The sequence below is a fragment of the Bacillus sp. FJAT-26390 genome, from assembly GCF_001682865.1.
Classification (GTDB): domain Bacteria; phylum Bacillota; class Bacilli; order Paenibacillales; family Paenibacillaceae; genus Pristimantibacillus.
Genome location: NZ_MAQX01000001.1, coordinates 489,174 through 505,255, shown reverse-complemented (window position 1 = coordinate 505,255; position 16,082 = coordinate 489,174). Strand labels below are relative to the sequence as shown.

Sequence of the window (16,082 nt, the reverse complement as noted above, 5' to 3'; positions counted from 1 at the left end):
GTACGGTTTTGTGTCACCCTCATGAAATACGTTCGCTGTAGGCCAGCGGCTGACTAGCCTAACAGGGACGAGCTTGCTCGGACTTTGAACGTATTCGGCGAAACACAACCCCATTCACAAATTTATTTGATGAAGGAGTTAATATTACGTATGTCACGTTATACAGGACCTAAATTTAAACTAAGCCGTCGCCTTGGAATCTCTTTGAGCGGAACGGGTAAAGAACTTGCAAAACGCGCTTTTCCACCAGGTCAACACGGCCCTAACCAACGCAGAAAAATGAGCGGTTACGGCGTTCAATTGCAAGAGAAACAAAAGCTTCGCCACATGTACGGTTTGAACGAAAAACAATTCCGCAACTTGTTTGACAAAGCGGCAAAAATGAAAGGTAAAGCCGGTGAAAACTTCATGGGCCTCCTTGAAAGCCGTCTTGACAACCTCGTTTACCGTCTTGGCCTTTCCAACTCCCGTGCAGGAGCACGTCAGTTGGTATCGCACGGTCACGTAACTGTAAACGGCAAGAAAGTGGATATCGCTTCTTACAGCGTATCTCTTGGCGATGTAATCGGTTTGCGCGAGCGCAGCCGCAGCCTAAGAACGATTAAAGAAGCAATGGAAGGCCGTCACCACCTTCCGAACTACCTTGAGTTCAACGATCAAACATTGGAAGGTAAATTCCTTCGTCTGCCTGATCGCGGTGAGCTTTCCCAAGATATCGACGAGAAACAAATCGTCGAATTCTACAGCCGTTAATTATGAGAAAAACCTTGAACCATTCGGTTCAAGGTTTTTTTATGTTTTCGTTTAAGCTTGGTCAGGCAGTTTTGGTGCTGCTGTAATCTCTACAGGCTTAGCATTGCCGCTTGGCACACTGATCGCCTTCGAGGTCAGTCCTTTAATAAGCGCGTTCACATCGATACCGGATACGCTCTTCAGCATCTCTGGCGCGGTAGACATCAATGAAGTCACATAATTGCTTAGACGCGCCGCCCCTTCGCCGTTCCCGGTGTCAACAACGGTAAGCTTATCAATGTTGCTGATCGGCTCAGCCACTTTGCCGGCAAGCTCAGGCAGCATTTTGACGATAATATCGAGGATGGCCGCTTCACCAAATTTCTCAAACGCCTCGGCTAGCTTCTCTTTCGCTTCCGCTTCCGCCAAACCGCGCAGCCTGATCACGTCGGCCTCCGCCGTTCCCTTCGCTCTCTCCGCTTCTGCAACAGCCAAACCATCCAGACGCTTCTGCGCTGCATGCGCTTTCGCTTCTGCTTCGATCCGGTATTGCAGGGCATCTGCTTCGCGCAGCTGCTTCGCCTTGTTCGCTTCTGCCGCTTGCTCGACCGCATAACGATCCGCGTCGGCTTTTTTCTTCACTTCTGCATCGTACTGCTTCTCGCGACGTAAAATCTCTTTGCCTTCGAGGTCGATCTCACGCTCTTTGCGCACGAGCTCCACCTTCATTTGCTCTTCAACCACGCTTTGCTTCGCGCGTGCTTCATGAATCGAATAAGCTTGATCTGCTTCGGCTTTCGCCGTATCCTGATCCCGTTTAAAGGATGCGACCTTCATTTCTTTCTCTTTCTCTGCTTCAGCGATGTTTGTGTCGCGCACAAGCTCGGCTTTTTGGCCAGCCTCCGCCGCAAGCGCTTTTTGAATTCTAGCATCCCGCACCGCTTCAGCTTCTGCAATTTCCGCATCCCGTTTGACAGCTGCGATACGCGGCTTGCCGAGCGCATCTAAGTATCCGTGCTTGTCGCGCAGGTCCTTGATCGTGAAGGATACGATTTGAAGGCCCATTTTTTTCAAATCCTTAGCCGCAACGCCTTGTACCTCTTGGGCGAATTTGTCGCGGTTGCGATAAACCTCTTCGACCGTCATGGAGCCTAGAATAGCACGCAAATGTCCTTCCAGCACTTCCTGCGCTTCACCCTTGAGCGCCTCGGTCGGTTTGCCTAGAAATTGCTCCGCCGCCGTTGCCACATCCTCAACCGCTCCGCCGATTTTAATAATCGCCACGCCGTCCGCCATAACCGGAACCCCTTGCTCCGTATAGACCTCCGGTGTCGACACATCAAGCTTATGCGACAGCAATGACAGAAACTCAGCCTTTTGGAATATCGGTAAAATAAACGCGCCGCCGCCTCTTATGATCTTTACCTTACGGCCTGATTCATCCGTACTGGCGTTGCGCGAGCCGAGAAACGATCCCGTTACGAGCATTGCCTCATCCGGGCTGACTGTCTTATAGCGCGCCCAGAAGGCAAGACCCAATACGACAAGCACTCCAATTACGATTGCAGGTATAACAAAAACTTCCGGCATTGACATTCCCCTCTCTACTGCTTAATTAAGATAAGTTCACTTCGGAAACATAAAGCGTGCTGTCCTTTACCTCGACAACGACTACTCTTGCGCCGCTTGCAATTTCAACTCCATCAAAGCTTGCCGCAATCTGATTCGTAAAGCCAGCCCCCACTTTAACCATCACTTCACCATAACCGGCAGCCGGAATTGGAACGAGCACATCTCCCAGCATGCCTGACATTCCATTAAGCGAAAAAGCGATCGAGTTCTCACTTTGCTCCATTGGTTTGATATACAGGAAAAAAACGGCCGTTCCAGCAAGGAGCGCAATCAATAAGGCAACCATAACGATGGCTGTCGATCCAAAGGAAGTATATCGATCGAGCATGAGCCCTGCCCCGCCAAAAACGGTAATTCCCCCAACGAGCGCAGTCGGCGACAGCCAAGAATGACCGTCTAACGATAAGAAATCAAGTGCACCGTCCAATGCTTGCCCCAGCCAATCCCCAAAAATGACACTAACGAGGGCGTACATTATACCGCCGATTAGACAAGACATAAATAGCGTCTCCAACTTCCTCCTCCTCTCACTGTATCCAGAACCTGTTAATGCTTCCGTTATTTATTACGTTCAAAAAGCAGTTTTGTTTCTAAAAAAATAAAACTTGCTGAATTTTATCCATTCAACAAGCTTTATTAGAACAATTATACTAATTTAATTTTGACGAATTTGCGTTTGCCGACTTGAAGCACGTCACCGTCATGCAGTGTAACGTCAGCGTTCACATCGGAAATTTTCTCTTCATTAATACGTACCGCCCCCTGCTGCACGCTGCGCCTTGCTTCACTGCTCGTCGGCTGCAGCCCAAGCTCCGTAAGCAGCTTTACGATTCGGATTTGACCGTTTTCCAGATCTCCTGTCCATACGGTTACTTCTTCTATATCATCCGGCAAAGCACGCTGCTGAAATACGGTTACAAAATGGTTTTCGGCTGCTTTCGCTGCCTCATCGCCATGGTACATTCGTACGAATGTTGCTGCCAGCTGCATTTTCGCATCGCGCGGGTGCACGGAGCCATCCTCAAGACCGGACTTCAAAGCTGCCAGCTCTTCGTTGCTTAAATCGGTAGCCAGTTCATAATATTTGTACATAAGTCGATCTGGAATGGACATTGATTTGCCGTATATTTCGTTAGGCTCCTCATCGATGCCGATGTAATTGCCTAAGCTTTTGCTCATTTTATTTACGCCGTCCAAGCCCTCGATCAGCGGCGTCATAATAGCTACCTGAGCTTCCTTGCCATATTCCTTCTGCAGCGTTCTGCCCATAAGCAGATTAAATTTCTGGTCCGTGCCGCCAAGCTCTACATCGGATTCCAGCGCAACCGAATCGTATCCCTGCATTAGCGGGTAGAAAAATTCATGAATGCTGATTGGGAGGCCGGTTGTGTAGCGTTTCGTGAAATCGTCACGCTCCATCATGCGCGCTACGGTTACCTTCGCGGCTAAATTAACAACCTCCGCAAAGTTCAGCGGTGCCAGCCACTCCGAGTTGTAGTAAAGCTTCGTCAGCTCTGGATCCAGTATTTTGTAAATCTGCTTCTGGTACGTTTCCGCATTCCGCTTCACGTCTTCTTCCGTCAGCTGCTTCCGCGTTTCCGATTTGCCTGTAGGATCGCCGATTCTCCCCGTAAAATCACCGATTAAAAGCTGAATCTGATGGCCAAATTGCTGGAACTGGCGCAGCTTGTGCAGCACGACGGTATGACCGATATGAATGTCCGGCGCCGATGGATCAAGACCTAGCTTCACTTTAAGCGGAGTGCCCGTCGCAACGGCATTAGCTATTTTATTTTTTAATTCATCCTCAGGCACAATCTCAACGACACCGCGCCGGATAACCGCGAGCTGTCGCTCCACCTCGTTTTGCTGTTCTTTCGACAAACTTTCCCACTTCACCATACAACTTTTCCTCCCTCGTATGCGTCTATATAGACATAAAAAATCCTTCCAGCCCCAAGGGACGAGAAGGATTAGCTCGCGGTACCACCCTCGTTAGAGTACGCCAGCCTATCAAGCAAATGGGCTGTACGACACTCTCACTTCGTTGTTGATAACGGAGACGGGCTCCGAAGTGAACTACTACGGCTTAAGACAGGCGCCCTTTCTTGGGCTAAAGCCGATCTTAGCATACGGTTCCTTCACTTAGCTCCAGGCGGTAATTCAACAAGCGGCGCATACCGGTTTCCACCACCCACCGGTTCTCTGCAAAATGCGGTTCGCTGTCTACTGATGCCCTTCAAAGCATTGATTAGATAAAACATTATAGATTTTATACCACAGTGCCTAGGAGGAAGTCAATCTTGTTAAAGCATGCGTAATTTTGTTGATTTATGTTATAATAGGTGTGCTATTTGGAGGAGGAGTTATAAGGATGCAAGAGGATCGTCAACCGTCGCCAATCAAACGAAGCAAATGGCGTACATTCGGAATCGTAACATTTATAACAGTCAAATGGATGGTATACTTTGGAATCTTTATCGGATTGCTTGCAGGCGGCGCCGTTACTGGCTATGTTGCGGCACTCGTAAAAAATGAAGAAGTAAGGCCACGAACCGTTATTGAAGAGAAAGTCGGCGAGAATGCCATAACCGGATTCGTCTACTTCAATGACGATACACTTGTCGGACAGCTGAGAACGTCTGAGGATAGAATGATCATTACATACGATGATTTACCGCCTCAGGTCATCAATGCCGTACTCGGTATCGAAGACAACAATTTTTTCGAGCACAAAGGGGTAGACATCAACGGGCTAGGACGCGCCGTGAAGCAAAAGCTACTTAACGAGGATACGCAAACCGGGGGGAGCACGCTTACCCAGCAGCTCGCTCGCCGCGTATTTCTAAGCTTGGACAAAACCGACAGCCGTAAAATCAAAGAAATCTTTTTGTCCCTGCGCATGGAGCGTTATTTGACCAAGAAGGAAATTTTAGCGGCATATTTGAACAAGGTTCCGTTTGGCAACGGTTCTAGCGGCTACAATTTGTTCGGGATCAAGGCAGCTGCCAAAGGCGTCTTTGACATTACAGATTTAAACCAACTCAACATTGCGCAATCCGCATATTTGGCAGGCCTTCCGCAAAGGCCTTCAGCATACACGGCATTTACGGGAAAAGGCCAATTCAATCAAAAGGGCTTCGATCTCGCGCTTGGCCGTCAACGCACCGTGCTTATGCGGATGTTCGAGACGGGCCGCATCACCCAGCAAGAATATGATGAAGCGCTCAAGTTCGATATTCGCAAGACACTTGCGAAGCCATCGGAGAAGGCCTATACGACTTACCCTTACTTGATGCTTGAAGCAGAACGTCAAGCAGCAGAGATTATGCTTATGGAGCAGGATAAGACATTAACCAAAGCTGATCTTCGCAAAAAAGAAAATGCGCCGCTGATTGAAGAAGCCCGCGACCATTTGCTTCGCGGCGGTTATCACGTCTATACGACGATTGACAAGGATATCTACGGACTCATGCGCGAGATCGGCAGCAATGATGAAAACTTCTCTCCTTATAGCGAGGAGAAAGGCCTAGAGCAAATCGCCGCAGTCATGTTGGACCACAAAACCGGCGCGATTGTCGGCATGCTGGAAGGCCGTGACTTTTACGAGGAACAGCTGAACTACGCCACTCAAATGACTAGGCAGCCAGGCTCTACCATGAAAACGTTAGCCGCCTACTTGCCGGCAATCGAAATGGGGCTTATCCAGCCTGCCAGCATCATTGATGATGCGCCAATGGTACTCAAGGACGGTCAGAAAGGCTTCCACATTCCGATGAACGTAAACCGGAAATTTGCAGGTCTCGTTACGGCGCGTGAGGCGTTAAACCGTTCCTTGAATTTGCCGGCATTGAAAATTTTTAACGAGGAAGTCAAGATCGAGAATGCTTGGGCCTTTGTTAAAAAGCTCGGCATCACGACGCTTCAGCCGGGCGATGCGTATGCGCAAACCGGCGTAATCGGCGGACTAAGCATCGGTACGTCCGTTGAAGAGCTTACGAACGCTTATGGCTCTATTCCGAACAAAGGTGTTTTCAATGACGCTTATATGATTTCGAAAATTACCGACGCTAATGGCAAAATCGTCTATGAGCACAAGCAAGAGCCAAAACGCGTATTCTCGGAACAAAGCGCGTTCCTGATGACAGATATGCTGTCTACTGTCATCTCGGACAGAAGCGGCTCTGCCAACAAGCTCAAATCGCAATTCAAAAAATACGGTGAAATTCCGATTGCCGGTAAAACAGGCTCCACTCAAAGCTACGGCGACGTTTGGTTCATGGGCTTCTCTCCTGATATTACGTTAGGCGTATGGGCCGGCTATGAAGAACAGGTTAATTCCCTGAGCGAGAACGGCAAAGCAAGAGCACGGTCGATATGGGCGTTAATTATGAACAAAGTAGCAGAAACAAAACCTGAAATGTTCGTAACCGATAAGTTCGAGAGGCCTTCCGGAATCGTCAAAGCAACGGTGTCGAGCGCAAGCGGCTTGCTCCCTAGCCAATTAACGAAGGAAGCTGGCATGCTTGTTACCGACTGGTTCAACAAAAAAGATATACCGAAGAAAACAGACGATGCGCTCGTGAAGATGGCGTATATCACTTACGAGGGTGTCAACTATGTCCCTAACCCTGCTACGCCAAGCGATATGGTTAAGGAACAAATCGTTATTAAGCGCAAGAAGCCACTTGACGTCCTGATGGATGAGATCAAGAACGCACAGTCTAAATTACCGGCAAAAAGCAGGCGTCCGATTGAGGTATACCTGCCTGCGGATGCGAAAGACAATGCACCGTCCAAACGGGATCCGCGCGTCGATGACGGGGCTGCTCCACCGCCTCCTGCCAGCGTTAAGCTGCAATCATCGGATGGAGTGCTCATTTTGACATTTAGCGACAGTGCTGCTAAGGATGTCGTCGGTTACCGCGTCTACAGATCGCTTAATCAGGGCGCTTACGAGAAGCAAGGGGAATCCATTATTGCAGGTGCTGAGAAACGAATGAAGCTCAACGCCTCCAGCTCCCATAGCTATACGTATTATGTAACCGCGGTTGATGTTGTCGGCAAGGAATCTGCACCGAGCCAGCTCGTTCAGTACGGCAACGTGCCAATCATCCCTACACCGCCTGCAGGCGGGGAAAACCCGGGCGGGGAGCAACCGCCGGCAGCAGCAGTACCTGCTGCTCCGACGGACTTAAAAGCAGCAAAGACGGATCTTAGCGTACGCCTAACTTGGGCTTCTAACAGCGTCTCGGACCAAGTGACAAAATATCATGTATACTACAGTCCAAATAACGATGGAAAATATTCAAGGATCGCCTCCACCACGGAAACGAGCTTTGAGTATGTTGCACCACTCATAACCGGAAGCTTTTTCGTCACATCGGAAAATGCAAACGGCGAATCTGGTCCATCATCGAAGCAAACCGTAAGTTAATTGGATTGCAGCATAATCAATAAAGGTAGCAGCCTCGCATGAGGCCGCTACCTTTTTTTAATATTGTGAGTTAAATGGCATAAGAAGAATCCGTTTCGAACAATCGACTTATTTGCTCATAATCTTCTCTGGTTAAGCTCCATCTGGCAGCAGCTGCATTTTCTTCTACTTGCTTGACCGTCTTAGCTCCCGCAATGACGCTTGAAATTTCCTTGCGATACAACAACCAATTAATTGCGACTTGATTAAGCGGCTTGCCGATCGCTCTAGCTATGCCGGTAAAAGTTTCAATGATGACGAGATTTTTGACGAATTGTTTTTCCGAAAATAAAGGGTTTAGCTGCGCGCGCACATCTGTCTGTGGCAGTCTCGTTAAATAATTAAATTTCCCCGTAAGCAGCCCTTGCGCCAAGGGGCTATATGGTATAAATCCGATATTCAGCTGTTTGATATAAGGCAAAGCCGCATGTTCTACATCACGCTGGAACAGATTATACGGCGATTGCAAAGAAACGATAGAACTGACCGTTTGCGCTGCAACCAATTGCTGCACATTAAAATTCGAGACGCCAATGTAACGTATTTTCCCCTCTTCCACTAACTGATTCAACGTTTCAAAGGTCTCTTCAATGGATGTTTTGCCGCTGGAGTCCGGTGCGTGTATCTGATATAAATCAATATAGTCCGTATTTAAGCGCCGCAGACTTTCCTCTACTTCGCGCACGATATTCGCTTTCGTTACGTTAACGCTTACCTCCCCTTGCGTATTCCATTCGAGGCCAGCTTTTGTCGCGATAATCACTTTCTCCCGAAAAGGCTGAAGCACTTTTCCAAGCAATTGCTCAGAATGCCCATATCCATAGACTGGCGCTGTATCAAAAAAAGTAATCCCTAAATCATACGCCCGGTGAATGGCAGCTTCGACTTCGTTATCCGCTACTTCCCCCCAGCCCGCCTTTCCTGCAGCCCATGCGCCAAAGCCAATAACCGATGGAAATAGCTCGCTATTGCCTAATTTCCTTTTCTCCAACTGCTAACCTCCTTTTACACAACTTTTCCTACCTTTTTACTAAGATATAACATCATTATAAATCGGCGAGTTTGAATGTCAACCCATTTTCTGCAAATTCCAGCGCATAGACAATTTTCTTCTCCTTGTGATAAAATTTATTGAATACATAAAGGAAAATATTTATAGCTAATTTGAGGAGGGAACAAAAACGATGACAAAGAGACGTATTGATCACGTTGGCGTAATGGTTAAAGATATTGAGGCATCCATTGCCTTCTACACCAACATTATCGGATTTGAGCTTAAAGGGCGCATACAGCATACAAATGGTATTGTTGAGCTGGCTTTTCTCGGTTTTGGCGATTCCGACGAGACGGATCTGGAATTGGTTCAGGGCTACAACGATAGCCTTCCGGTTGAAGGAAAGGTGCATCATTTTGCCGTAACGGTTGACGACATAGAAGCCGAGTTCAAACGTTTGAAGCAGCTAGACGTTTCGTTTGTGGATGAAGAAATTACAACTCTGCCGAACGGCTACAGATACTTTTTCGTAAGCGGGATTGATGGTGAACGGGTCGAGCTATTCCAGCGGTAATATGCAAAAACAAAAAGAGAGGATGCCGCCCGTTTGGGAGACATCCTCTCTTCTATGTTTATGAACCTAGTCCTCGATCGTGGACAAATCGCCCGTTGGCAAATTCAGTTCCCACGCCTTCAAGACGCGTCGCATAATTTTGCCGCTTCTCGTTTTTGGAAGCTTATCTTTAAACTCGATTTCTCTTGGCGCTGCATGCGCGGATAAGCCTACTTTTACGAATTGCGAAATTTCCTGCTTCAACTCATCCGAAGCCACATAACCTTCGCGCAGCGCGATGAACGCTTTTATAATTTCTCCGCGCATCGGGTCTGGCTTGCCGATTACGCCCGCCTCCGCTACTGCCGGATGCTCAACCAGCTTGCTCTCTACCTCGAACGGCCCTACGCGCTCGCCCGCTGTATTAATGACATCGTCGATGCGTCCCTGGAACCAGAAATAGCCGTCTTCATCCATATAAGCGGAGTCACCTGAGATATACCAGCCTTTTAGGTAAAAATACTCTTCGTATTTCGAAGGATTATTCCATACCTTGCGCATCATGGACGGCCAAGGGGTTTGAATCGCTAGATTTCCCATCCGGTAAGGCGGAACCTCATTGCCGCTGTCATCGATAATCGCAGCTTTAATGCCCGGTAAAGGCTTGCCCATCGAGCCTGGCTTAATGTCCATGCTCGGATAGTTGCAAATTAGCTGGCCGCCGGTCTCCGTCATCCACCAAGTATCATGAATGCGTTGGCCATATACCTTCAGTCCCCACCGGACAACTTCTGGGTTCAGCGGCTCGCCTACGCTAAGCACATGACGCAAGCTTGTCAGGTTGAACTGCTGGGAGATATCATCGCCCGCGCCCATAAGCATGCGGAAAGCTGTAGGTGCACTGTACCAGACGGTTACGCCGTATTTTTGAATAACGCTATACCAATCGCTTGGACTGAAACGTCCGCCTCGAATGACATTCGTAGCGCCGTTCAGCCACGGGGCAAAAATGCCGTATGACGTGCCCGTCACCCAGCCTGGATCGGCTGTGCACCAATAAATATCCGTTTCTTTCAAATCAAGTACAATTTGTCCCGTGTACATATGCTGTATCATCGCATTTTGAACATGGTAGACACCTTTAGGCTTGCCGGTTGAACCGGAAGTATAATGCAAAATAAGGCCATCCTCGCGATCAAGCCACTCGATCTCTGCTTCGTCCGATGCAACAGCCATTTCTTCCGCAAAATCGATGATGCCCTCTTCCTTCGGCACATCTTGTCCGAAGACGATCACATGCTTCAGATTAGGCAGCTCATCGCGCTTTATCCGCTTGAATAAAGCAGGCGTCGTAATGATCGCTGTAGCTTCGCTGTCCTGCAGCCGATCCTTTACCGCCGTCTCCATGAAAGCTTCAAATAAAGGTCCTACAACTGCGCCAACCTTAAGCGCGCCAAGCGCACTGAAATACAACTCAGGCGTCCTAGGCATAAAAATAAAGACACGTTCGCCCTTCGTAATGCCAAGCTTGCGTAAAACGTTTGCAAAACGATTGGATTGCTTGCTCAGCTGCTCAAAAGTATAGGATTCATCGCGCTCATTATCGCTATAATAGAGCGCAATTTTCCCGCCTTTGCCTTGCTCGACATGTCGATCGATGGCTTCATAAGCCATATTCACTTTTCCTGTCGTATGCCAGCTGAATTGACTTTCGATCTGGCTCCAATCAAAGGAGTCTACTGCTGCTTCATAGCTCGGTAAATTCGGATTTTGTGCCGTTGCTGGAATTCTTTCTTGATGTAAGTTGATCATACTATCACTCTCCCATCAAATCTGTATGTTTCATCCATAAGAATACGCTTTCAAAATCGAGTCATTACTTGAGGCAAACAAGCTGACTACCATTCGCATACCCATGATTTCAACCGCCAAACCTATTATAGCATAACCTTTTTCTATTCGACTACGCTTTTCATTTACTCGAATGTTTGTTATAAAGAGTAGTAGAGGTTTGAGATCTGACAGCAGCCTAACAGCAAAGGGGGTTCAGCCTTGGAACATCGAAAGCGTTTGCAGCGGGAACAGCTCGCTCTGGACGCAAGCCGTGAGCTTATTATTGAAGGACCCGTACCGCCTGAGCGGCTAGCAAACATGAAGATGCACAAATCGCTAGACGCATTCCGCAGGCCGCATGAGCAGCATGATGCGCTTGTCGAGATCGCTGGGCTTGATGAAGGAAGAATCATTTTGACGCGTGAGGGTGACGTTATCGTCGGCTACGTCACCTTTCACTATGCCGATGAGCTTGAACGCTGGTCGGAAGGCGGAATGACCGATCTCATTGAGCTTGGAGCGATAGAAGTAGCGGATGATTATCGCGGCGCAGGCTTAGGAAAGCGAATGATTCAGCTCGCTTTTGCAGAAGAACAACTAGAGAACATGATTGTTTTTACGACTGAATATTATTGGCACTGGGATTTGGAAGGAACAAAGCTGAACGTGTGGGATTACCGCAAAATGATGGAGAGATTGATGCAATCCGTTGGCATGGTTTGGTTCGCAACGGATGATCCCGAAATTTGCTCCCATCCGGCTAATTGCCTCATGGTGCGCATTGGCAAGGAAGTTCCGCTCAGCTCTGTCGAGCATTTTGACCGGGTTCGCTTTCGGCAACGCTTTATGTATTAAGCAGCAGGTTTGCTTCGCAAACCTTAGCTCATGCTTACGAAGTAGGTTTGCTTCGCAAACCTTAGCTCATGCTTACGAAGTAGGTTTGCTTCGCAAACCTTAGCTCATGCTTACGAAGTAGGTTTGCTTCGCAAACCTTAGCTCATGCTTACGAAGTAGGTTTGCTTCGCAAACCTTAGCTCATGCTTACGAAGTAGGTTTGCTTCGCAAACCTTAGCTCATGCTTACGAAGTAGGTTTGCTTCGCAAACCTTAGCTCATGCTTACGAAGTAGGTTTGCTTCGCAAACCTTAGCTCATGCTTACGAAGTAGGTTTGCTTCGCAAACCTTAGCTCATGCTTACGAAGTAGGTTTGCTTCGCAAACCTTAGCTCATGCTTACGAAGTAGGTTTGCTTCGCAAACCTTAGCTCATGCTTACGAAGTAGGTTTGCTTCGCAAACCTTAGCTCATGCTTACGAAGTAGGTTTGCTTCGCAAACCTTAGCTCATGCTTACGAAGTAGGTTTGCTTCGCAAACCTTAGCTCATGCTTACGAAGTAGGTTTGCTTCGCAAACCTTAGCTCATGCTTACGAAGTAGGTTTGCTTCGCAAACCTTTTAGGAGGATAGGGATGGCTTCAGATGCTATATTCATTCATCATACGGATTCTAGCGGATATAAATTCGGTGAGGAGCATCCTTTCGATCCGCTGCGGATTACGCTAACGATAGACCTGCTTAAAGAAATAAACGCGATTTCTGAGAAGCAAATGGAGGCTCCTCCCTCCTACTCCGAGGAAGAGCTGCTGTCGCTCGTTCACCGAACCGACTATCTATCAGCGGTCAAGCAATTAAGCGAGGACGCGGAATTTAATGACAGCAGCACTCTCGCTCAGCAATTCGGCCTTCACACCGAGGATACGCCTTATTTTCCAGGAATGCATAAAGCTGCGATGACGATTGTCAGCGGCTCCGTAGCTGCGGCTGATGCGGTTATGACAGGCCGAACCAAGCATGCTTACCACATCGCCGGCGGACTGCACCATGCCTTTCCTGACCGCGCTTCTGGCTTTTGCGTATATAACGATGCAGCGGTCGCAATCAAACATATCCGCCAAACCTACGACGCTAGAGTACTTTATATTGACACGGATGTCCACCACGGAGATGGCGTTCAGTGGGTTTTCTATGATGATCCTAACGTTTGCACCTATTCGATACATGAAACCGGTAAATTTCTGTTCCCTGGAACAGGCTTCGTGTACGAAAAGGGCGTGGACCATGGCTTAGGCGCCTGCTACAATGTTCCGCTTGAGCCTTATACCGAGGATGACTCGTGGCTGGAGAGCTTTAATGTCACCCTTCGCAAAGTGATCGAAGCCTTCAAACCGGACATCATTATTAGCCAGCATGGCTGTGATGCGCATGCATACGACCCGCTTTCCCATATCCATTGCAGCATGCGGATCTATGCCGAGATTCCAGCAATCATTCATGAGCTTGCCCATGAGCATACTGATGGGCGCTGGATTGCGCTTGGCGGCGGCGGTTATGACATTTTCCGCGTTGTGCCTAGAGCTTGGTCATTGGTGTGGCTCACGATGATAGAACACCCCATCGCTAAAGCGGTAACTGCTGGTGAAGCGCCTTCGCTTCCTGATAGCTGGCTTCAGCGCTGGGCCGCAATAAGTCCGCTCAAGCTGCCGACAAAATGGCTGGATGATCCATCTGACATCGAGCCTATGCCAAGGCGGACCGAGATCACCGAAAAAAATAGGGCGATGCAAAAGATCGTAGTCCAGGATATTTAAAGCCGCCTCTTAAAACCATAACAAAAAAAGAACAAGCTCCGATGCCAGAATCGGGGCTTGTTCTCTTCTAAATGCATTAAATATGTTTGATGATATCATCAATAATTTGGTAGGAATTGTTGGACGCTTTAACCGTAAACTCCGGGAAGTTCACGTGAGCCGATCCATCAGCCTTGTCCGACATCGAACGAATGATCACAAATGGCGTTTCATTCATATCGCATACCTGTGCGACCGAAGCTCCTTCCATTTCCGCGCATGCGCCGTCCAGCGTCTCATGCAGCAGCTTCACAGTCTCGCGGCTAGCAATAAATTGATCGCCTGACAGCACTTTGCCCTTAAGGCTGCGTCCTGCAAAAAGTCGTTCGCTTGCTGCTGAAGCAAGCTCGATCAAGCGCTCGTCAGCCGGAAATTCCGATCTAGGATGAAAAGGTATCGTCCCGCGTGCAAAGCCAAGCGGCGAGCAATCCATATCATGCTGCACGCAGCTTGTGGAAACGACAATATCCCCAATGTTTAGCTGAGGGTCAACTGCGCCCGCTACGCCTGTAAACAGTACGCAATCAGCTCCGAGATCAAGCAAAATTTGCGTGCATACGGCTGCATTTACTTTACCTACGCCCGATTTGCAATAAATAATCGCTTTATCGTGAAACGTGCCTTCATAATAGGTGATGCCTGCTTTCGTCACCTGAGACGCTACGTTAACATGCTCATGCAGCAATTCAATTTCTTCCGCCATAGCCCCAATAATACCAATTTTGTTAAACGACATTTCTTTTATACTCCTCCAACCGATTGACGCACAACGATTTCATGCGGCAGTACTACTTTGGATTGATCAACGTTTTCCTTCTTCATCAGCTTCGTCAGCAAACGCATGGAAACCGCACCGATATCGTACATGGGCTGCGCTACTGCAGTAAGCTGCGGACGAACCATCGATGCCATCCGGCTATTATCAACACTAATTACGGAGATATCTTCCGGCACTTTCAAGCCGGAGTCTTGAATGCTGTGAATCGCGCCAATCGCCATTTCATCCGTTGCAGAGAAAACAGCTGTTGGACGCTCGTCCAGCTCAATAAAATATTTCATTGCTTCCGCGCCTGATTCGTAACGATAATTGCCGATGCGCACCAAGGAATCGTCATAGGCAATGCCGGCAGCTTCAAGCGCGCGCTTGTAGCCTTGGAACCTTGCATAACCAATCGACGGATCTTGCAGCGTGCCGCTAATCATCGCAATACGTCTATGTCCTTGTGCAAGCAGCTGTTGAACCGCGTCAAAAGCAGCGTCCTCATGGTTGATGTCGACAGACGGAATTTGTCCGCTTTCATCGGAAGTCGCGCAAAGTACAATCGGTACGTTTGCTGTCTTGAATGCTTGCAGATGCTCTTCTGTTACGGCGCCGCCCATAAACAACAGACCGTCGACCTGCTTCTCCAGAAGGGTGTTGATTACGCGGATTTCTTTGTCTTTCTTCTTGTCCGCGTTGCACAAAATAATATTATAATGATACATGTTCGCTATATCTTCGATTCCGCGCGCTACCTCGGCAAAAATGGCATTCGAAATATCGGGAATGACAACGCCAACTGTAGTCGTTTTTTTGCTCGCAAGACCTCTTGCTACAGCATTTGGACGATACCCTAACCGTTCAATTGCTTCATATACTTTCTTGCGTGTTGCTGGTTTCACATTGGGATTGTTATTTACAACCCGGGAAACCGTAGCCATCGACACTCCTGCTTCTCTTGCTACATCATAAATGGTTACCGTCACAGTGGTTCTCTCCATTAGCTCAAATTTTAAAATTTCGTACACCGTATATTAACGTAATCATAGCATAAAGGGAAAGGCAACGCAAAACAAAAGACGTCAAAAACCCTGATATTCCGTGCTTTCATTGATTTTTTCAACAATCATCTATAGCCAAATGCACAGCACAAACAGCCTGAATGCTATGGTAATGTTGCAGAGATATAAGGCTTGCCGCGCGGCTGGATAAGCGCAGAAATGCTGTTTTGCCTCCCGTTTGCCCTCCAAAATATTTCAACATATCTACAAATGGAAAAGGGCAAGCCTTGGAAGTTTCCTCCCTTCGGCTTGCCCTATGGTCACTGCTAAACCCCAAATCTTATCTTCAAAAACACTCGAGCACACACGGGCCTATCCATTCTAACAGCTCCCGTCCACAGCCTGCGTCACACAAAGAG

General features: G+C 48.2%; 12 protein-coding genes and 1 other annotated feature. Of the genes, 5 read left to right on the top strand and 7 right to left on the bottom strand.

Annotated elements, in window-relative coordinates; all coding sequences use genetic code 11:
* Positions 1–150 precede the first annotated feature (150 nt).
* Positions 151–753 carry a 30S ribosomal protein S4 gene (gene rpsD / locus A7975_RS02330; RefSeq protein ID WP_053375605.1) on the top strand — a complete coding sequence of 201 codons (603 nt, stop codon included), beginning with the start codon at positions 151–153 and terminating at the stop codon, positions 751–753.
* Positions 754–804: 51 nt separating this feature from the next.
* On the opposite strand, the gene A7975_RS02325 is transcribed toward rpsD, so the two are convergent.
* The 3 genes from A7975_RS02325 to tyrS form a co-directional block, all read right to left on the bottom strand.
* Positions 805–2,322, bottom strand: a complete 1,518-nt coding sequence (locus A7975_RS02325; RefSeq protein WP_176707656.1) for a flotillin lipid rafts scaffold protein FloT — start codon at positions 2,320–2,322, stop codon at positions 805–807.
* Between the two features lie 25 nt (positions 2,323–2,347).
* Complete coding sequence (locus A7975_RS02320) at positions 2,348–2,878, bottom strand: NfeD family membrane protein (RefSeq protein WP_176707655.1); 531 nt, start codon at positions 2,876–2,878, stop codon at positions 2,348–2,350.
* Positions 2,879–3,009: 131 nt separating this feature from the next.
* A complete protein-coding gene (gene tyrS, locus A7975_RS02315) occupies positions 3,010–4,263 on the bottom strand; it encodes a tyrosine--tRNA ligase (RefSeq protein WP_176707687.1) in 1,254 nt (417 codons plus the stop codon).
* 57 nt (positions 4,264–4,320) lie between these two features.
* Positions 4,321–4,616: a binding site (T-box leader), on the bottom strand.
* Between the two features lie 122 nt (positions 4,617–4,738).
* On the opposite strand from tyrS, the gene A7975_RS02310 reads away from it, so the two are divergent.
* Entirely contained in the window at positions 4,739–7,801 is a 3,063-nt protein-coding gene (locus tag A7975_RS02310; RefSeq protein WP_065384025.1) for a transglycosylase domain-containing protein, read from the top strand.
* Positions 7,802–7,871: 70 nt separating this feature from the next.
* On the opposite strand, the gene A7975_RS02305 is transcribed toward A7975_RS02310, so the two are convergent.
* Complete coding sequence (locus A7975_RS02305; RefSeq protein ID WP_053375601.1) at positions 7,872–8,831, bottom strand: aldo/keto reductase; 960 nt, start codon at positions 8,829–8,831, stop codon at positions 7,872–7,874.
* Between the two features lie 193 nt (positions 8,832–9,024).
* Here A7975_RS02305 and A7975_RS02300 point away from each other — a divergent pair, with 193 nt between their 5' ends.
* Complete coding sequence (locus tag A7975_RS02300) at positions 9,025–9,408, top strand: VOC family protein (protein WP_053375600.1); 384 nt, start codon at positions 9,025–9,027, stop codon at positions 9,406–9,408.
* A 66-nt stretch (positions 9,409–9,474) separates the two neighbouring features.
* On the opposite strand, the gene acsA is transcribed toward A7975_RS02300, so the two are convergent.
* Positions 9,475–11,199: an acetate--CoA ligase gene (gene acsA / locus A7975_RS02295; RefSeq protein ID WP_053375599.1), complete on the bottom strand. Its 1,725-nt coding sequence runs from the start codon at positions 11,197–11,199 to the stop codon at positions 9,475–9,477.
* 240 nt (positions 11,200–11,439) lie between these two features.
* Between acsA and A7975_RS02290 the strand changes: the two genes are divergently transcribed.
* Entirely contained in the window at positions 11,440–12,075 is a 636-nt protein-coding gene (locus A7975_RS02290) for a GNAT family N-acetyltransferase (RefSeq protein ID WP_053375598.1), read from the top strand.
* A gap of 609 nt (positions 12,076–12,684) precedes the next feature.
* Positions 12,685–13,863 (top strand): acetoin utilization protein AcuC, encoded by a 1,179-nt coding sequence (locus tag A7975_RS02285; protein ID WP_065384024.1) that lies wholly within the window; start codon positions 12,685–12,687, stop codon positions 13,861–13,863.
* A gap of 76 nt (positions 13,864–13,939) precedes the next feature.
* Here the strand turns inward: A7975_RS02285 and A7975_RS02280 are convergent, their stop codons facing one another.
* A complete protein-coding gene (locus A7975_RS02280; protein WP_065384023.1) occupies positions 13,940–14,638 on the bottom strand; it encodes a 5'-methylthioadenosine/adenosylhomocysteine nucleosidase in 699 nt (232 codons plus the stop codon).
* 5 nt (positions 14,639–14,643) lie between these two features.
* Positions 14,644–15,648: a catabolite control protein A gene (ccpA, locus tag A7975_RS02275; RefSeq protein WP_053375595.1), complete on the bottom strand. Its 1,005-nt coding sequence runs from the start codon at positions 15,646–15,648 to the stop codon at positions 14,644–14,646.
* Positions 15,649–16,082: the final 434 nt, after the last annotated feature.